At 57.5% G+C, this 18,215-nt stretch carries 14 protein-coding genes; 8 read left to right on the forward strand and 6 right to left on the reverse strand.

Translation table 11 applies throughout. The features are described 5' to 3' along the window. Positions 1-171 precede the first annotated feature (171 nt). The 4 genes from glmM to serA all read left to right on the forward strand — a co-directional run bounded on the left by glmM (position 172) and on the right by serA (position 5,632). Positions 172-1,515 carry a phosphoglucosamine mutase gene (glmM, locus tag ABWH92_RS08195; RefSeq protein WP_375573788.1) on the forward strand — a complete coding sequence of 448 codons (1,344 nt, stop codon included), beginning with the start codon at positions 172-174 and terminating at the stop codon, positions 1,513-1,515. Between the two features lie 264 nt (positions 1,516-1,779). Further along, on the forward strand, positions 1,780-2,613 hold the full coding sequence (locus tag ABWH92_RS08200) for an outer membrane protein (RefSeq protein ID WP_375573790.1): 834 nt from the start codon (positions 1,780-1,782) through the stop codon (positions 2,611-2,613). A 181-nt stretch (positions 2,614-2,794) separates the two neighbouring features. Further along, positions 2,795-3,964 carry a phosphoserine transaminase gene (locus ABWH92_RS08205; RefSeq protein WP_375573792.1) on the forward strand — a complete coding sequence of 390 codons (1,170 nt, stop codon included), beginning with the start codon at positions 2,795-2,797 and terminating at the stop codon, positions 3,962-3,964. 81 nt (positions 3,965-4,045) lie between these two features. Beyond that, positions 4,046-5,632, forward strand: a complete 1,587-nt coding sequence (gene serA / locus ABWH92_RS08210; RefSeq protein ID WP_375573794.1) for a phosphoglycerate dehydrogenase — start codon at positions 4,046-4,048, stop codon at positions 5,630-5,632. A gap of 98 nt (positions 5,633-5,730) precedes the next feature. Here the strand turns inward: serA and ABWH92_RS08215 are convergent, their stop codons facing one another. The 4 genes from ABWH92_RS08215 to ABWH92_RS08230 form a co-directional block, all read right to left on the reverse strand. Further along, positions 5,731-6,669, reverse strand: a complete 939-nt coding sequence (locus ABWH92_RS08215) for a DMT family transporter (RefSeq protein ID WP_375573796.1) — start codon at positions 6,667-6,669, stop codon at positions 5,731-5,733. Between the two features lie 50 nt (positions 6,670-6,719). After that, positions 6,720-7,658: a DMT family transporter gene (locus tag ABWH92_RS08220; RefSeq protein WP_375573798.1), complete on the reverse strand. Its 939-nt coding sequence runs from the start codon at positions 7,656-7,658 to the stop codon at positions 6,720-6,722. A gap of 135 nt (positions 7,659-7,793) precedes the next feature. Then, positions 7,794-8,468, reverse strand: a complete 675-nt coding sequence (locus ABWH92_RS08225; protein ID WP_375573800.1) for a thymidine kinase — start codon at positions 8,466-8,468, stop codon at positions 7,794-7,796. Between the two features lie 11 nt (positions 8,469-8,479). Next, complete coding sequence (locus ABWH92_RS08230) at positions 8,480-9,415, reverse strand: DMT family transporter (protein ID WP_375573802.1); 936 nt, start codon at positions 9,413-9,415, stop codon at positions 8,480-8,482. A 206-nt stretch (positions 9,416-9,621) separates the two neighbouring features. On the opposite strand from ABWH92_RS08230, the gene ABWH92_RS08235 reads away from it, so the two are divergent. Further along, the gene (locus ABWH92_RS08235) at positions 9,622-10,920 is read left to right on the forward strand and encodes an adenylosuccinate synthase (protein WP_375573804.1); all 1,299 of its coding nucleotides are present in this window, start codon (positions 9,622-9,624) and stop codon (positions 10,918-10,920) included. Positions 10,921-11,104: 184 nt separating this feature from the next. After that, complete coding sequence (locus ABWH92_RS08240) at positions 11,105-12,550, forward strand: hypothetical protein (RefSeq protein WP_375573806.1); 1,446 nt, start codon at positions 11,105-11,107, stop codon at positions 12,548-12,550. Positions 12,551-12,562: 12 nt separating this feature from the next. Here ABWH92_RS08240 and ABWH92_RS08245 read toward each other — a convergent pair whose 3' ends face one another. After that, positions 12,563-14,584 carry a CHASE2 domain-containing protein gene (locus ABWH92_RS08245; RefSeq protein ID WP_375573808.1) on the reverse strand — a complete coding sequence of 674 codons (2,022 nt, stop codon included), beginning with the start codon at positions 14,582-14,584 and terminating at the stop codon, positions 12,563-12,565. A 289-nt stretch (positions 14,585-14,873) separates the two neighbouring features. On the opposite strand from ABWH92_RS08245, the gene ABWH92_RS08250 reads away from it, so the two are divergent. Together ABWH92_RS08250 and ABWH92_RS08255 are read left to right on the forward strand one after the other, a co-directional pair. Continuing rightward, positions 14,874-16,202 carry a hypothetical protein gene (locus ABWH92_RS08250; protein ID WP_375573810.1) on the forward strand — a complete coding sequence of 443 codons (1,329 nt, stop codon included), beginning with the start codon at positions 14,874-14,876 and terminating at the stop codon, positions 16,200-16,202. Positions 16,203-16,215: 13 nt separating this feature from the next. Then, positions 16,216-17,226 (forward strand): hypothetical protein, encoded by a 1,011-nt coding sequence (locus ABWH92_RS08255; protein WP_375573812.1) that lies wholly within the window; start codon positions 16,216-16,218, stop codon positions 17,224-17,226. Between the two features lie 74 nt (positions 17,227-17,300). Here the strand turns inward: ABWH92_RS08255 and rpoH are convergent, their stop codons facing one another. Next, positions 17,301-18,194, reverse strand: a complete 894-nt coding sequence (gene rpoH / locus ABWH92_RS08260) for an RNA polymerase sigma factor RpoH (protein ID WP_375573814.1) — start codon at positions 18,192-18,194, stop codon at positions 17,301-17,303. Positions 18,195-18,215 lie beyond the last annotated feature (21 nt).

Genomic DNA, 18,215 nt, shown 5'->3' on the forward strand with positions numbered 1-18,215 from the left:
ATTTGGCCTGTGAAGGGTCACTGCGAGCTGGTCTTGAACGTTAAGCCTGTTTGCAATCTGTAAAGCTTGGTCACGATCTTTGATGCCTGAAACGCTTGCGCTAACGTGATGTTTGGCGCCAAACGCTAGGGTGGGGTGTTGGGATTACCCAGGGTTGTAAGGGGTTGAACAGTGGTACGGCGTTATTTTGGAACCGATGGCATTCGCGGACGGGCCAATGCTGGCACGATGACAGCAGGGGTTGCCATGCAGGTTGGCATGGCCGCCGGCAAACTGTTCACCAATGGCGGGCATCGCCACCGCGTGATCATCGGCAAAGACACGCGCCTTTCTGGCTACATGATTGAGAATGCGCTGGTCGCCGGATTCACGTCCGTCGGTATGGATGTGTTCCTGGTGGGCCCGATGCCAACACCGGCCGTTGCGATGCTGACGCGCTCGTTGCGCTGCGACCTTGGTGTGATGATTTCAGCGTCTCACAATGCCTATCATGACAATGGCATCAAGCTGTTTGGTCCGGACGGCTACAAGCTGTCCGACGAGAAAGAGCTGGAAATTGAAGCGCTGATGGATGCGCCGGTTGAGCATCTGCTTGCCGGGTCGGCCAGCATCGGTCGCGCCAAGCGCTTGGATGGCGAGCAGGCGCGTTACATTGAATTTGCCAAGCGCACGCTGCCTCGCTCTATGAGCCTTGCTGGGCTGCGCGTGGTGCTCGATTGCGCCAATGGCGCGGCCTACAAAGTGGCCCCGGCCGTGCTTTGGGAGCTGGGAGCAGAGGTGATCACCATCGGCGATCAGCCAGATGGTATGAACATCAATGCTGGCTGCGGTTCCACGCAGCCGCAAGCACTGTGTGACAAGGTCCGTGAACTGCGCGCTGATGTTGGTATCGCGCTTGATGGTGATGCGGACCGTGTGGTGCTTGTTGATGAGCGTGGTTCCATCGTGCAGGGTGATCAGCTGATGGCGGTGGTGGCCGACAATTGGCGCGCCAGCGACAAGCTCACTCAGCCGGGGGTTGTGGCGACGGTGATGTCGAACCTTGGCCTGGAGCGCTATCTGGAAGGGCAGGGCCTGGGACTTGTGCGCACCCAGGTTGGCGACCGCTATGTCGTGGAACATATGCGAGCCAATGGCTACAATGTTGGTGGTGAGCAGTCGGGCCACATCATTCTCTCTGATTTCGTGACGACCGGTGATGGGCTTGTGTCGGCGCTGCAAATTCTTTCTGTTGTGGCGCAAGAAGAGCGCAGCGTGTCAGAGATTTGCAGCCGCTTTGAGCCGGTGCCGCAGATCCTTAAAAATGTTCAGTTTGAGGGTGACAGCCCGCTCGCGCGCGACGCTGTTAAGGATGCTATTGAGGCCGCAAAGCAACGTTTGGGCAACCAGGGGCGCCTTGTTATCCGGCCTTCTGGTACCGAGCCGCTGATCCGAGTCATGGCCGAAGGCGATGATCCAGCGCTGGTTGAGACGCTGGTGGACGAGCTTTGCGATACGTTGCGCAAGGCGGCCTAACGCGCTGAATTTCCTTCGATAAAATGGGTGGCTCCGGCTGATCTGTGTGTCGGCAGCGCGACGAACTGTGTCTGATTGGGACGCAAGGCACTTTAAGTATTCATTTTCCAGTAACTTCTTTTAACTATCCATTTACTTTAATTTTTAACGTTAAAAATCAAGGTTAAGCCTGCTTTAACCTCTGCCCGCCATAGTTGTTCTCGCAAACGGCCCATTGCCATCTTTGGCGTGAGCCCGTTCGACAGCGAAGAAGGAAATGATGTGATGGGTAAGTCATCCAAATCTCTGTTCATCGGTGCGCTCGCCTCGACCCTGTTTTCAGGGGTGGCTTTTGCAGCCGACTATATTCCACCGCCAATTGTTGATTTCGAACCAGAGTTCGAGCTTGAGCTCGGCGGCAATCTCTATCTGCGCGGCTATGTTGGTTTTACGAACCAGGAAGTGGACCGTTTGGACAACGCGCTTTTCAGCAACCCAGTTGGGTTCGAGTTTCTCAGCTCAGAGTTCGAAGCAGGTGGCCTGGCTGGTGCGGCGGTTGGCTATCGGTTTAACGAGTGGTTCCGTGCCGACATCAGCGCTGAGTACCGTATGCGCACAGGCTATGATGGCCTTGATCGCTACGATACGACTGGTGATGGTACGTGGGACGGAACCAACCAGTACACGGCGGACAAGTCAGAGTTTTTGGTGATGGCCAACGCCTTCGTTGATCTTGGCACATATCATGGCATTACACCCTATGTGGGTGGTGGTATCGGTGCATCGTACACTATGATCGACAACCTCACCGATACAAATACTCCTACCAGCAGTGTGGCATATGCCTCAGACAATGGGGAATGGGCATTTGCGTGGGCATTGCACGCTGGGCTCGGCTACGAAGTGAGCGATCGTGTAACGCTCGATTTCGGATATCGTTATCTTGATATCGGTGATGCGTCTTCTGGCGACATCATTGCGTTTGGTGGTGCAAATAACATTGCCAATCCCATGGAGTTTGAAGGTATCACATCGCACGATGTCACCTTTGGCTTCCGCTATGCTCTTGGTGGTTTTGGCGGCGGACACAGCAGCGGCTACGGCCACTCCAGCTACTAAGCCACGGCCTTCCAGACACACTTTTAAGCCGCTGGTTTTTACCAGCGGCTTTTTTGCATCAGCGTGAACCAAAGGTCGGTTGGTGAAACTTCGCAATTGACGGCGCCTTCCTCATCGCTTAGTGCCCGCGGTGGGACACCTCTCCCCAACGAGAGGCTTTCTATCTGGAAGGATAGCCATCATGAGCACTGCAATGCCCGGCACGCGGCCGGTGAATCCGCGTTTTTCATCCGGCCCTTGCGCCAAGCGCCCCGGCTGGACTCTCGACGGTCTGCAAGATGCAGCCCTCGGACGTTCTCACAGATCTTCTATCGGTAAGTCGAAGCTGAAGCTCGCGATCGACAAAACGCGCGCCATTTTGGGCGTGCCGGATGACTATCGGATCGGCATCGTGCCAGCGTCTGACACGGGTGCTGTCGAAATGGCGATGTGGAGCCTGCTTGGCGCCCGCCCGGTGACGATGGTCGCCTGGGAGAGTTTTGGCGCAGGCTGGGTCACTGATGTGGTCAAGCAACTCAAACTTGACGCCACCAAGGTCGAAGCACCCTATGGCCAGCTGCCAGATATGACGGCTATCGACTACAACACCGATGTTGTTTTCACCTGGAATGGCACAACCTCCGGCGTGCGCATGCCAAACGGTGACGCTATTGCCGCTGACCGCCAAGGCCTGACCATCTGCGATGCCACATCGGCGGCATTCGCGCAGGACTTGCCTTTTGATAAGCTCGATGTGGTGACCTTCTCCTGGCAGAAAGTGCTGGGCGGGGAAGCTGCGCACGGCGTTCTCATTCTCTCCCCCCGAGCCGTCGAACGCCTTGAGAGCTACACACCAGCCTGGCCGCTGCCAAAAATCTTCCGTCTGACCAAAGGCGGCAAGCTGATTGAAGGTATCTTCAAAGGCGAGACCATCAACACACCCTCCATGCTCTGCGTGGAAGATTATCTGGATGCGCTGAATTGGGCGGAATCCATTGGTGGATTGAAGGGCCTGATCGCCCGTGCGGATGCCAACGCTGCCGCCATCGATAGTTTTGTTCAGGCAACTCCTTGGATTGACTATCTGGCAGAGGTGCCGGAGACGCGCTCCAACACATCTGTCTGTGTGAAGATCGTCGATCCGGACATTCTGGCGCTTGATGACCCAGCCCAGGCAGCGTTTGCCAAATCCATCGCCAAGCGGCTGGAAGCCGAAGGTGTGGCGCTGGATATTGCCGGCTACCGCGATGCCCCAGCAGGCCTTCGCCTCTGGGCCGGTGGCACCATCGAGGCTTCCGATATGGAAGCGCTGATGCCGTGGCTGGATTGGGCGTTTTCTCAAGAGAAAGCAGCTCTCTCGCAGGCTGCCTAACAGCCCTTGGACTTACTCTTCAGCTGAGCGCGCTAATGCGCTCGGCCTCTCCCATTTCTCTTTAATTCAGGAGTGCCTCAGATGGCCCCTCGCGTTCTTATTTCTGACAGCCTTTCACCCACCGCCGTAGACATTTTCAAATCTCGCGGCATCGACGTTACCTTTGAGCCAGGCCTTGGCAAGGACAAGGAAAAACTCCTGTCTATGATCGGCGATTACGATGGTTTGGCAATCCGCTCAGCCACCAAAGCCACCGAAAAACTGATCGCCGCCGCTGACAATCTCAAAGTCATTGGCCGTGCCGGAATCGGTGTCGACAATGTGGACATTCCCGCCGCAACCTCGCGCGGCATCATTGTGATGAACACGCCGTTCGGCAACTCGATCACGACCGCCGAGCACGCGATTTCGATGATGCTTGCCTGTGCCCGCCAGATCCCTGCTGCCGACAATTCGACCCAGGCCGGAAAGTGGGAAAAGTCCAAATTTATGGGTGTGGAAGTCACCGGCAAGACGCTTGGTTTGATTGGATGCGGCAATATCGGGTCCATCGTTGCCGACCGAGCTATTGGCCTCAAAATGCGGGTTGTGGCTTATGATCCATTCCTGACCGAGGAACGTGCCATCGAGTTGGGCGTGGACAAAGTCGAGTTGGATGAATTGCTTGCCCGTGCCGACTTCATCACGCTTCATGTGCCGAAGACCGACAAGACGGCCAACATTCTGTCCGCCGATGCCATCACCAAGATGAAAAAGGGTGTGCGCATCATCAACTGTGCCCGTGGTGGCCTGGTAGATGAGAACGCGCTGCGCGCGGCGCTCGACTCCGGTCATGTTGCTGGCGCTGCTATGGACGTTTTTGCCGAAGAGCCTGCCACCGACAATGTTTTGTTCGGCGCGCCTAACCTTGTCTGCACGCCGCACCTGGGTGCGGCAACCACAGAGGCGCAAGAGAATGTGGCGCTTCAAGTCGCTGAACAAATGGCTGATTTTCTCACCACCGGTGCGGTCACCAACGCGTTGAACTCACCATCTATCTCGGCGGAAGAAGCGCCGCGCTTGGCACCGTTCGTGAAGCTTGCCGAACTGGTCGGTTCGTTTGCTGGTCAGCTGACTGAAACGGCGATTGAAGAGATCACCATTGAGTATGCTGGCGACATTGCTGAGCTCAACACGCAGGCGCTTTCATCAGCTGCTTTGGCCGGTGTGCTGCGTCCACTGCTCTCCACAGTGAATGTGGTGTCCGCGCCTGCCATGGCCAAGGAGCGTGGCATCGCGCTTGAAGAAACCAAGCGTGGGCAGGAAGGCGCCTATGAGACCTATATGCGCCTGACGGTGACCACGGAGCGGCAGAAGCGCTCGGTCGCGGGCACCGTGTTTGCCGACGGCAAACCGCGCCTTATCCAGATCAAAGGGATCAACATGGAAGGCGAGTTTGGCGAGCACATGCTCTACGTCACCAACAATGACAAGCCGGGCTTTATTGGTCGGTTGGGCACGCTACTCGGTACCGAAAACATCAACATCGCGACCTTCAATCTTGGTCGTGCCGAGAAGGGCGATGATGCTATCGCACTTGTCCAGGTTGATGAGCCGGTGAGCGATGATGTGCTTGGCAAAATCGAGGCGCTGGAAAACGTGGTGCAGGCAAAGCGGCTGAGTTTTTAGTTCGCGCTCGTGCCATGCCCTGGAAGCGCAAAGCTATCCGGGACCTGGTGCCACATTACAACGGAGGTCCCGGCTCAAGCCCGGGACCTACCGAAAATTTATGCCCGCGCCAGCCGTTCGCGTAGATAGCGAACCGGTCTTCCATCCAGCACGATCAGTCCCAGCGTGATGACCGCAAAACCGATGATGGTAAGCCATTCCAGCCGTTCGCCGAGCAGCGGCACCGCAAGCAGGGTGGCGGATACTGGTACCAGCATGGTGACCAGTGACACGTTGGTTGCCCCTGCCATATCCAGGATGCGGAAAAAGAGCACGTAAGCGAAAGCGGTGCACACCACAGCCAGCGCGATGACCGACCCGATTGTCGCGAGCGATGGAACAGGCAGCGTCCAAGGCTGATCGATAAGGCTGGCAATCGGGATCATCATCAGCGTCGACATGGTAAGCTGACCAGTTGCCGTTGCCATCGGGTTTTGACCTGCGAATCTGCGTCCCCAAACGCTGGCAAACGCATAGGAGATGGCAGCGCCGATCAGCATCAGCTCTGAAAGCAAATGGTCGCCGAGGCCGAGCAGGTGGCGAGGGCCAATGATCAACACCACCCCCGCAAAGCCGATGACAATCCCGACAATCCTGCGGGGTGAAAACTGCTCGTCAGCAAGCAACAGTCCAGCCAGCAACACCGTAAAGAAAGGCATCGAGCCATTGAGGATCGAGGCCAGAGACGCGCCGATTTCCTGTTGCCCGGTGAAGATCAAAGAGAAGGCAATGACGTTGTTGAGCAAGCCCATCACGGCATAAGCGCCCCACGCTTTGAGGGCTCGCGGCATGCGTACGCCGGTTGCAAGGCAGATCAACCAAAGCGTTGCCGCCGCCAAACCGACGCGCAGCAACACAAGTGTGAAGGGCGGGATTTCGGCCACAGCCACTTTGGCAAACACGAACGAACCGCCCCAAATGAAAGCCAGAAACAGAAGCAACGCCCAAGCGAGCGTGGACATGGTTTTTTGAGCGGTCAGGGGAGCGGCGAGTGTCATGGCTTTGCTCTAGTGCAGGGGGTGGGCATCAACCACCCGAAAACGAACCTTCAGTTTGCCTTTAGCTTGTCGCGCAAAGCAGCAAGCGGACGGCCATCAAGGACCACCATGCCGATGGCAACCACCAGCATGCCTGCGATTTTGAGCAGCGTGATTTCCTCGCCGAGCAACGGCACAGCGAACATCATTGTGAAGGCTGGGATCACCAATCCCACCAGGGATGCATTGCTCGCGCCAGCCATTTTCAAAACACGGAAGAAGATCAGATAGGTGAGCGCTGTGCAAAAGATCGCCAGGGCTATGACTGCTCCGATAACCGACCAGGATGGGATGTCCATGTGCAATGGGTTTTCAAAGATCAGCGCCATGGGCAGAAGCATCACGGCACTGGTGGTGATTTGACCCGTTGCCGTCGCCAAGGGTGCTTCTCCAGCAAAGCGGCGACCCCAAATGCTGGCGATTGCATAAGCGCCAGCGGCCAGAAGAACGGCAAGCTCGGCGGTTAAGTTGCTACCCAGACCCAGCAGATAACGAGGCCCGATGACCAGGGTCACGCCAGCGAAGCCAATAATGACGCCGAGGATTTTTTGCGAGGTGAAGCGTTCGTCCTTTAGCAGCGCACCGGCCAACAAGACGGTGAAGAACGGCGTGGCTGCGATCAGGATCGAGGATAAAGATGCATCGATGAATTGCTGCGCCCAGAAGATGAGTGAGAAGGCCAAGCTGCTGCTAAAAAAACCGAGCACGGCGTAGTCGCGCCACGCTTGAAACGATGTGGGCATGCGCACGCCGGTAACGCGACAGACTGACAAAAGCACCAGGGCGGCCAGCAGCGTGCGTAAGAAGACCAACGTCAGCGGCTGAATTTCGGCGATGGCCACTTTGATGAAAACAAAAGAGATGCCCCACAGGGCGCCGAGCAGCAGAAGCCATCCCCACGCGGCCGTGGACATGGTTTTTTGAGTTGTGAAGGGGGCGGCAACGGCCATGCAACTGCTTTCAAAACGGGTAGGGTTTGCGCTTTAGGCCTTCACCGGGCACAGCGCCACCCGCAAAAAGACCCACTCACGCGAAGAATCTTTCACCGGCCAACTGGAGACTTATTGCGAGGTGGCGGGTGCGGCCTAGCTTTTGGTCTCAGCGCCATCTTCAGGGCGGAAGGTGCCATGGACGGGATCAATGGGCTTGATCGATCCGCCTTGCGCTTCGTTGATCGCATGGCGCCAGTGCTTGCGGCAAAGCGAGATGTAACGATCATTGCCGCCGATCTCAATCTGCGCACCGCCGGTCACCGCTTTGCCATCTTCTCCAACACGCACCACCATGGTGGCTTTGGATCCGCACCAACAGATGGTGCGCACCTCACGCATTTCATCGGCCAGCGCCAAAAGCGCCTTGGAACCTGGGAAAAGCTGGCCAGCGAAATCCACCCGCAGACCATAGGCCATGACGGGGATTTTGATATCGTCGACGATACGGGCCAGCTGCCAGACCTGCTCTTCGGTCAAAAACTGCGCCTCATCTAAAAGAATGCAAGCCGGGCGCTCCTCACCGGTTTTCGCAAGCCCTGCCAGGTGGGCGACGATGAACTCATAAATGTCCGTCTCGCGCGTGTAGGTGTTGGCGGACGCCTTGATGCCGATGCGCGATCCGATCACACCTTCGCCAGCGCGCTGATCGAGCTGCGCGGTTAGCAGCACTGTCGACATGCCGCGTTCGGCGTAGTTGTAGGCCGCCTGCAACAGCATGGTCGATTTGCCAGCGTTCATGGTGGAATAGTGAAAGTAGAGCTTGGCCATGGCGGATGTGGCTATTTGGGAACGGACTCAGGTGAGGACTGGGCAGCGATGCGGTCGGCGCGGCGTTTACCTGCCCACTCAGCCAGCATAACCCCACTGACCACAAACACGATACCGGCGGCGTGATAGGCGGCAAAGACCTCGCCGACGATCAGCACCGCAAGACCTGATCCGAACACCGGTACCAGGTTGATAAAGACGCTTGCGCGGCTGGGGCCGATCAGTTCCACGCCGCGGACCCAAAACACTTGGGAGAGCAGCGAGGGGAAAAGAATGATGTAGGCAAGCAATGCGGGTACTTTCCAGCTTGCCTGTGGATAGACACCGTTGGCCACCTCCCAGATCGCTGGTGGAAGAGCAACCAGTGCAGCGCCGATGGCCATGATCAGCATAAAAATGTGCCAGGGCAGCTGCGGTCTGTAACGCAGCAAGATTGAGTAGAGCGAGTAGACAAACACGCCCAACATCATGATGACATCACCAATGTTGAACTCCAGTGCCAGCAATCGGTCCAGGCTGCCTTGACTGACCGTGATGGCAATGCCGATGACTGACAGCAAGACGCCCACGCCTTGCAGGGCGCTGATCCGCTCGCGGTAGATGATGAACATCAGCAACATCACCACCGATGGGAAGGCTGACTGTTCGATGGAGACGTTCAGAGCGCTGGTGAAGTTCAGCGCGCCGTAAAGCGCGAAATTAAAAAAGGAAAAGCCGAGCACGCCGAGCAACATGACGAACAGACCATGTTTGCGGATGATGTCGCGATGCGCAGCAAGGTGTGGGCGGGCCACGACATAGACAATCGCTACGACCAGGGTCCATCGCACAAAGGTCAGCGTAAACGGGGGAATCACACCTGCCGCCAGCTTGCCGGCAATGGCATTGCCAGCCCAAAACAGCGTGGTCAGCGTGAGAAGAAGATAGGGACGGTCAAACAGTTTCATAGACCGCACCAACACGTTTTGACCTGTTGAGGCAAGCCGTCGGTCCGTCGGATAGGGTGATGGGCACGAGGTGAGAGCATGCCAAGTTTAGGCTTGCATCGTCTGCAGATGTGCTAAGGGAAAGCGAACGCCCCGATGATCGGTTGAGCCTTCAATCGACATGCGGGGCGCAGTTATGTTTGGCGCAAGCAACAGGGCGCATCAGAATGGCAAATGTGGTGGTTGTCGGCTCGCAGTGGGGCGATGAGGGAAAAGGCAAAATCGTCGATTGGCTGTCGGAGCGCGCCGATGTGGTGGTGCGCTACCAAGGTGGGCACAATGCCGGTCACACGCTTGTGGTGGGCGAGACAGTCTACAAGCTTAGCCTTCTTCCATCCGGCATTGTGCGAGAAGGTACGTTGTCGCTGATCGGCAATGGCGTCGTGATCGATCCGCACCATCTGGTCAAAGAGATCGCGACCCTTGAGAGCCAAGGCGTTTCGATCACCCCAGAACGGTTGCGCATTGCAGACAATGCGACACTGATCCTGTCTCTTCATCGCGAGTTGGATGGCATGCGTGAAAGCGCGGCCACACAAACAGGCACCAAGATCGGCACAACGGGCCGTGGCATTGGTCCAGCTTATGAAGACAAGGTCGGGCGCCGCGCAATCCGCGTGATGGACCTTGCCAACCCGGCCACATTGCCTGCCAAGGTTGACCGATTGCTTGCTCATCACAATGCCTTGCGGCGTGGTTTGGAAGCGTCGGAAATCCAACCACAAACCATTTTGGATGAGCTGCTTCAGGTTGCCGATAAGGTGACGCCCTTTATCGATCGGGTATGGCAGGTTCTCGACGATCACCGAGCAAAGGGCTCACGTATCCTCTTTGAAGGGGCGCAAGGGGCTTTGCTCGATATCGACCATGGAACTTATCCGTTCGTGACTTCTTCCAACACGGTGGCGGGCCAGGCTTCGACAGGATCGGGCATTGGACCTGGTGGGATCGACTATGTGCTTGGCATCACCAAGGCCTATACCACCCGCGTCGGTGAGGGGCCGTTTCCAACCGAACAGCTTAACGAGGTTGGTCAGCATCTTGGCGAGAAGGGCCACGAGTTCGGTGTGGTGACAGGGCGCAAACGCCGCTGCGGCTGGTTTGATGCGGTGCTGGTGCGCCAGACGGTGAAAACATCCGGCATCACGGGGATCGCGCTCACCAAGCTTGATGTGCTGGATGGCATGGATGAGCTGATGATATGCACGGGCTATGAAGTGGATGGCGAGGTGGTGGATTATCTGCCGGCGAGCCAGGGGCAGCAGGCGCGTGCCAAGCCGATCTACACACGCATGGAAGGCTGGTCGGACACCACAGCGGGAGCGCGTAGTTGGGCGGATTTGCCCGCGCAAGCGGTGAAATATGTGCGGCAGGTGGAAGAGCTGATCGGTGCGCCGGTGGCACTGCTTTCCACCAGTCCACAGCGCGATGACACAATTTTGGTCCATGATCCTTTTAAGGACTGATCGCGTAGCAAGGGTGCGCGTGTCTTAACGATCTTGTTGGCAAGGACATGCTAAGCCCTTGATTTGGCGTCTTGTCCGTTCACAGACCATTGACCATAGCTGTGTTCATTGGGCATTACTGGCCTCATAGGGTGCGTGATGAGTATTCACGTAGGTGGCGGCACGCTTCTGGATTGGTGTGAGTATGGCAGATTTTGATGCAATTCTGCGCAAGGCGCTGGCTTCGCGGCCTGGTGCGCCAGGCGAAGAGCGTCGCAAGATTTATGAGCGTGCGCGGCAAGCGCTGGTGCGCCAACTAACCGGCTTTGAGCCTCCCCTTCCTCCTGAAGATATTTCACGGCAACGCTTGGCGCTGGAATCCGCGATCCGCAAGGTTGAGGCTGATGTTGCGGCCAATGGTGGTGTGCTGCCAGGGGCGCCAGCACCTGCGCCTGCACCCCAACCAACACCAGCGGCTCCTGCACCCTCTGCACAAACGCCACCAGCGCCCGCGCCTGCGACGGCGCCAATTGCGGCGCCTGTTGCTGCGCCGCCTGCACGTCCGGCCCCAGTGTCACGGGCGACACCGATTGCGCCAACAGCTGCGCCACCTGCACCTCCTTTGGTACCGGCTACGCCGCCAGCAACACCACCTGCGGCCACGCCACCGGCGCCCGCACCGAGCAATGCCGGCCCCAATCTTGGACCGGCACCAACATTCGACAATCCGCAACCCATTTCGATTGATGAACCGGCGGCGATTGATCTTCCCGATTTTGAACCCGAGCGTAGCCAACCAGAGACAAAGCCTGCCAAGAAAAGCTCTGGCATGGCCGGTTTGCTGGTTGGCCTTTTTGGCCTGCTTGTCGTGGCGGGTGGTGGAGTTGCCGCTTGGCAACTGGGTTTCCTTGATCCCTATTTGAATGACAGCTCAGGTCCAGAACTGGTCATTGCACCGGACGAACCTGCCGAGGAAGCACCGGATGTTCGCACCGTTGGTTCTGATCCAACGCAGTCCAGCGAACGGTTGTTGCCGGACAATCAAGGCACTGTTGATCAGGCACCGGAAGAAACGCCCGAAACGCCAGATATGGCAGCGGTTGAGCCATCCGGTTCTGGCCTCCCAGTGGCGCAAACGGCAATTCTCTATGAAGAAGGCCTGACACCAGATGCCGATGGCTTTACGGCGCCTGGCCGTGCGGTATGGCGCTTGGAAGAAGGCGACAACCCAGCCATCGTGGGCACCATAGAGGTGCCAGCACGCGGTATTCTGATGAACATGCGCATCAGCCGAAACCTTGATGATGCTTTGCCGGCAACGCACCTGATAGAGTTTTCCTTTGAACTGTCAGAGGCTTTCCCTGCCACCAGCATTGCCGAACTGGTGGGCGTGGTGGTGAAACCACAAGAACAGTCGGGCGGCGACCCGCTACGCGGCGCAATTGTGGATTTGGGCGAGGGTGTGTTCTGGCAAGCGCTTGCGGCTGGCGAGGCCGATCAAGCCGTGAACGTGCCACTGCTGCGCGATGGTCGCTGGTTTGATCTTCCGATCCTCTACGATGACAATCGCCGCGCGATCATTACCTTCGAAAAAGGTAATGACGGTGTCGCTGTGTTCCAGCAGGCGCTGAATGCATGGTCAGCCCAATAGCGCTGTGAGTGCTTACGAGGATTGGTGTTCCTTGTTGCTGCGCAAAGCGTGGACCGTGACCGGTTGGCTGCGGCCCTTCACGCTGTGATCGCCAGCGGGTGCAAAGTGTTGTGCCAAGCTCGCATCATGGGTGCGCGCAGCACTCAACGTTTCGTCCGTGATCAGCATTTTTTGGCTTTGGTTCGCCGTTAGCGCTTCAACGCGTGCGGCAAGGTTCACTGCATCGCCGATAGCAGAGTAGGCGAAGCGACGCTTGGATCCCATGTTGCCAACAAAGGCCTCGCCGGTGTGGATGCCAACGCCGATGGCTAAGGGTTGAGCGTTGCTGTCTTGGCTTGCATTGTAGGTGGAAATGGCCTGGGTCATGGCCAGCCCTGCGCGTACTGCGCGGGCGGCGTGATCGTCTTGATCCAGCGGCGCGTTCCAAAAGGCCATCATGCCATCGCCCATGAACTTGTCGATCGTCCCTTCTTCGCTGAGAACGGCTTCGGACAGCGGATCGAGCAGGGCGTTGAGCAGATCGACTGCATCGGTTGGCTCCATGTGCTCGGAACGTGAGGTGAAACCGCGAATGTCCATGAAGAGGATCGTAATGGTCCGCCGGTCGCCTTCCAGCTTGAGGGCGTTTGGATTGCTTTCCAGGCGTGCCAGAACAGGCTCAGCCAGATAGTGCGCAAACGCATTTCGGATGAAGCGTTGGCGCCGATCTGTGCCGACCAATACGGGCACAGTGACTGCGCCAAAGGTGAGCAAGGTGAGCGTTATCGGAAAGCTCGCATCGACCAGCAGCAGATGGGTGGAAAAAGACCACCAAGAGCCAACGCCAAGTGCGACAAGGATCGCGGCCGCCACCAGGGCAGCTTCCATCGGGCGCATAGCGAGCGCCGCCGCGATCACCATCAAACCGGCCAGTGTCATCAGCAGCAGTTCCATGCCGGTTGTCCAGTCGGGCCGCGCGAGATGGGTGTCGGCAACAACGTTCGAAATGGCTTGAGCGTGCATGGTGACGCCAGGCACGATGGTACCAAGGGGCGTTGCGCGTAAATCAAAGAGACCTGGCGCTGATGTGCCGATAAGAACGATGGTGCCTTCCAACAGCGGAGCGAGACTGGCGGGATTGTCGCGTGCTTGCAGCACGGCGTTTGCGGGCAGCGTAAGGGTTGGATCAAGCGTCCCATAGCGAATGCGATAGGCGCCGGTTTCCGTTAAGGGAATCGTCAGTGCTCCAACACGCAGATCTTGCGGGACGCCAGTCTCTGGCGCGCCGGGCGCTGGATTTGTGCGCACCACCAGACTCTGGGCGCCTTGGGCGACACGCAATGCCTCAACAAACATGCTCGGCATGATGGTGTGTTCGGGCTCTTCTCCAACGGTCGTCAACACAGGGATGCGGCGCACCACCGCGTCATCATCGCGGGCCGAAACATGGATGCCACCAAGGCCAGCGATGGCCTCCTGGAGGATTGGGACATTGTCGATAACAGCATTGGTGCGTGTGAGATGATGCGCTGGCGAAGGGCCCACCATCGCAAGGCCTGATCGTGGCGTGAAAGTCGATCCACCTTGCGTTGGTGCAACGCCAAGCACGCTCGGCGCCGATGCCAAGGCCTGCGCGAAAATCTCATCATTGGTGGGAAGATCAACCAGTGCTGTACGCAGTTGGCGCGCGATATCGGGTGGCACTTCGAGCCCTTCAATGACCGCTAGCGGGTTTGCGCGATCAGGTTCAGGGAACAACATGTCAAAGGCGACGACGGCTGCACCGGCTTGGTGAAGCGTGCTGACCATGTCAGCCAACAGTGTGCGTGGCCACGGCCATTGGCCAAGACTGGCCAGCGACGCATCGTCGATATCGATGATGCGGATCGGAACCTCAGGTCCCAGAACAGGTGGATCGACGCGTTGGTAAAGATCGAAAACACGCTCGCGGACGATTGTCACAAAGCCTGGATCAACTGAACGTGTGACCAGCCCGGCGCCAAGACAGCTGAGACCCAAAACGAGCGGAACAAGAATTCGGGAGAGGCGCGCCATAACCCATCGTTAGCTGGCAAGACGGTGTGTCGTCCAGCCTCATTGGCGTATCGCGGAAACCCCAGATTTGCGGCGCTGGAGGGTGTTTTGTGCGTTGAATCGGCAACAGTGCACATCTATTCCAGGCTACGAGCAATGGCAAAGCGCACCAAGTGCTTGCCCGTGCGTCGATTTCTTACCAAAAGGTAAAAAGGGCTTGCGACAACGTTTTGGGGGAGCGTTGAGGGTGCGTGCCCGCAGGACTGCCGGGGTGAGACGCATGCGCGTTGTGAGTACAGCATTCAACAGGATGGCCAGAAGACTGGCATTTGGCGCTTGGTTTGGCCTAGTTGCAACCGGCACTCTAACGGCAGGATTGATAGGCTCAGCACATGCTGGCAGCGCACAGCATCAAGCTGCTTACGATGCCGTGCTCGCCAACCCCGATGATCTGCAGGCCAATGTTGCCCTGCTGGAAGCGCAGCTTAATCAGGGCGATTTCCCCGCTGCGTCGGTCACGCTGCAACGCATCTTGCTGCAGAACCCCAATTTTGATGAAGCTCGTCTAATCCGTGTGGCGGTGTTTTTGCGTCTGGGTGATGATGCAGGAGCTGCCAATGATCTGGCCTATCTTGAAGGCCGTCCATTGTCTCCGGAAGATCGTGCGCAGGCAGACTATCTTGCGGCTTCGGTGCAACCTGATCCCACCGCGGCAACCTTGGCTGGCGTCATTCGCTTTGGCGCGCTCTATGACAGCAACCCAGGTCAGCGCCCCGGCAACTATACGTTAAGCGGCCAGACCTTCTCCTTTCCAGCCGACGGTGCTTTTGGCGGTTTCGGCGAACTGCAATTTATCGGTGAGTTGCCCTATGGCGGGCAGGGACACAGTTTCCGAGTTGAAGGACATGGCTTTGCACGCGCCCATGATGATGGTTCGCGTGGCCATTCCTACGGACGCCTAGCTCTTGGTCCGCGTTTTGATCTTGGCTTCGCCTTTTTCGATCTGATGGCGCTGGCGCAGGCTGAGTTCGTTGGCGGTGATCTATACGGCACGCGGCTGGGTGGTCGTGCGCAGATGATTGTGGATGTGTCTGACCGTGTGTCCGCAACACTGCGGGTGGAAGCTGCCCACGACCGTGTGGATGTGAACCTCTTTTCGACCACCAATGTCGGTGATGGCGACGGTTGGGAGGTCTCAGCGACACCATCAATCACCTACCGCATTAATGACACTTGGGATGTGACGGCGCACGCCGTTTACGCGACCAAGGACGCTGGCAGTGCATGGTTTAGTTATGACGCTTTTGGCGGCGGTCTATCCCTGCGTTATCGCAATGCGTCTGGTTATCAGCTGCGCTTGGGCGGCTCTGTACGCGATGTTTCTTATGATGCGATCAACCCCAATGTGATCCCGGCCACAGTGGCCCGTGATGAGCGGCGTTACAGCTTAGATCTGGCGGTTGCCGCGCCGGTCACCTTGATCCTCGACCAGCTTGGAGTGGATGGTGATCGGGCGTGGGCGAGCGGCTGGTCACTTGAAACATTTGGCCGCTACCAGATCAATGAATCGAACATTCCTGTCTACGACAGCGACAACTGGACCGTCGGGCTATCGGTTGCCCGCCGGTTCTCCATGTAACGAGGCGCAGAGCATGACGCGCAGTTCCGTTAGACCCATGAGCAAGGCTTTTGAGCACCCCTTGGCGCTTCTGGCGTTTGTTGGCGTTGTCGGCTTTCTGCTGAGCGCCGCTGTTTTGCCGGTTCTTTCTCAGCAGGCCCAAGTGGGCACGGCAGCGGCTGTGCGTGGCTCCGTTGAAGTGCGTTCAGGCGTATCCGTGCGCGCGCCTTCTGGCGGCGATGCCATGTTGCTTGGAGACCGGGTGGTGACGCAGCGCCAATCAGGCATGCAAGTTCTGTTGCTTGATGAGAGTGTTTTCACCATCGGCGAGAGCAACGATCTGGTGATTGATCGCTTTGTCTATGATCCTGATCGCTCCGTGGGTGAGATTGCTGCCCGTTCGACCCAAGGGTTCCTACGCTTCGTCTCTGGCGGTGTTGGCGCCATTGCGCCGCAGAACATTTCCATTGAAACACCGTCGGCAACGATTGGTTCGCGCGGCACGACCTTTGATGTGGTTGTGGGTATTGAAGCTGTTGCGTTGGCGCAAGCGGCCGGGCTCATTCCGCCAGGCACGGTGGTCGATCCAGCGACCGCGGTTTTCGTGGTGCTGCGTGGGCCGGACACCAATTACAACGGTATCACGCAGCGCGGGCGCGTGGTTGTTCAAACACCTGTTGGCTCAGTTGAGATTCGCCGTGAAGGATTTGGCGTGTTTGTGCCATCGGCGGGTGCAGGACCAATTGGACCAGGACCGGTGCCAAGTGGCGTTCAATCGCAGATCATTGCCGCAATTGAATTGCCTTCGGTGGGCTCAACCCTCCAGGTGGGTGGTGTGGAGATCACTGAGCTGCCAAGCATTGATGTGCATCCGTTTGATCTGCTGCCGGGACCAGATGGGAACAATCCTGATGTTACGGGAGGCGAGTTTGATTATCCGTGCAACAAGATGAAGGATCACGTTTCGCCGAAGCAGTCTGTCCCAACGCCGTCTGATCCATGCAATCCGGGAACAGGCGGCGGTGGTGGAACCGGTTACCCATAGAAAAACCGGGTCGCCTCTTATTGAGAGCGACCCGGATTGCAGTTCAATGCCTGTTGCGTTGCTGGCGAAATAGCTTAGCGCGCGTCGGCGCCGCGCTCTTCGAGCATAGCTGAGGCAGCCACAACTGCCTCTTGTACTTTCTCAAAGGCCCGCACCTCAATTTGGCGCACACGCTCGCGGCTAACGCCGAACTCTTGGCTCAGTTGCTCAAGCGTCAGCGGATCGTCGGACAAGCGACGCGCTTCGAAGATGCGACGCTCACGATCATTGAGGACATCAAGGGACTCTCGCAGCATGGAGCGGCGATTATCCTTCTCCTCGCTATCGATGAGCATCACTTCCTGACTGTCGGAATCATCGACCAGCCAGTCCTGCCATTCCAGACTCTCGGAGTCCTGACGCACTGTCGCATTAAGTGATGTGTCACCACCCAAACGGCGATTCATGGAAATCACTTCGTCTTCAGATACGTTGAGACGTGTTGCGATCTCCGTCACCTGATCAGGCTTCAGATCACCTTCTTCAAGAGCGGAAATTTTTCCCTTCACCTTGCGCAGGTTGAAGAACAGACGTTTCTGGTTGGCTGTCGTGCCCATTTTGACAAGGCTCCATGAGCGCAGAATGTACTCCTGGATCGACGCTTTGATCCACCACATCGCGTAGGTTGCCAGACGGAAGCCTTTGTCCGGATCAAACCGTTTGACCGCCTGCATCAGGCCAACATTGCCTTCTGAAACAACTTCCCCAATTGGCAAGCCATAGCCGCGGTAGCCCATGGCAATCTTGGCTACGAGCCGCAGATGGCTTGTCACAAGCTGGTGCGCTGCGCCCGAATCCTGATGCTCGACAAAGCGCTTGGCCAGCATAAACTCCTGGTCAGGCTCCAGCATTGGAAACTTACGAATCTCTGTCAGATAGCCGGAAAGGCCGCCATCAATGGACGGCAGAGTGGAAACTGATTGTGCCATGTTTGAATGCACGCTCCCTTT

Origin of the sequence: Ahrensia marina, from assembly GCF_042140245.1 — a bacterium.
In the GTDB taxonomy this organism is placed as follows: Bacteria; Pseudomonadota; Alphaproteobacteria; order Rhizobiales; family MH13; genus MH13.

Bases quoted from the DNA above. Each gene is read 5' to 3' on its own strand.
- ABWH92_RS08200 (WP_375573790.1), top strand. From the start codon at position 1,780: ATGGGTAAGTCATCCAAATCTCTGTTCATCGGTGCGCTCGCCTCGACC.
- ABWH92_RS08205 (WP_375573792.1), top strand. From the start codon at position 2,795: ATGAGCACTGCAATGCCCGGCACGCGGCCGGTGAATCCGCGTTTTTCA.
- serA (WP_375573794.1), top strand. From the start codon at position 4,046: ATGGCCCCTCGCGTTCTTATTTCTGACAGCCTTTCACCCACCGCCGTA.
- ABWH92_RS08215 (WP_375573796.1), bottom strand. From the start codon at position 6,669: ATGACACTCGCCGCTCCCCTGACCGCTCAAAAAACCATGTCCACGCTC.
- ABWH92_RS08220 (WP_375573798.1), bottom strand. From the start codon at position 7,658: ATGGCCGTTGCCGCCCCCTTCACAACTCAAAAAACCATGTCCACGGCC.
- ABWH92_RS08225 (WP_375573800.1), bottom strand. From the start codon at position 8,468: ATGGCCAAGCTCTACTTTCACTATTCCACCATGAACGCTGGCAAATCG.
- ABWH92_RS08230 (WP_375573802.1), bottom strand. From the start codon at position 9,415: ATGAAACTGTTTGACCGTCCCTATCTTCTTCTCACGCTGACCACGCTG.
- ABWH92_RS08235 (WP_375573804.1), top strand. From the start codon at position 9,622: ATGGCAAATGTGGTGGTTGTCGGCTCGCAGTGGGGCGATGAGGGAAAA.
- ABWH92_RS08240 (WP_375573806.1), top strand. From the start codon at position 11,105: ATGGCAGATTTTGATGCAATTCTGCGCAAGGCGCTGGCTTCGCGGCCT.
- ABWH92_RS08245 (WP_375573808.1), bottom strand. From the start codon at position 14,584: ATGGCGCGCCTCTCCCGAATTCTTGTTCCGCTCGTTTTGGGTCTCAGC.
- ABWH92_RS08250 (WP_375573810.1), top strand. From the start codon at position 14,874: ATGGCCAGAAGACTGGCATTTGGCGCTTGGTTTGGCCTAGTTGCAACC.
- ABWH92_RS08255 (WP_375573812.1), top strand. From the start codon at position 16,216: ATGACGCGCAGTTCCGTTAGACCCATGAGCAAGGCTTTTGAGCACCCC.
- rpoH (WP_375573814.1), bottom strand. From the start codon at position 18,194: ATGGCACAATCAGTTTCCACTCTGCCGTCCATTGATGGCGGCCTTTCC.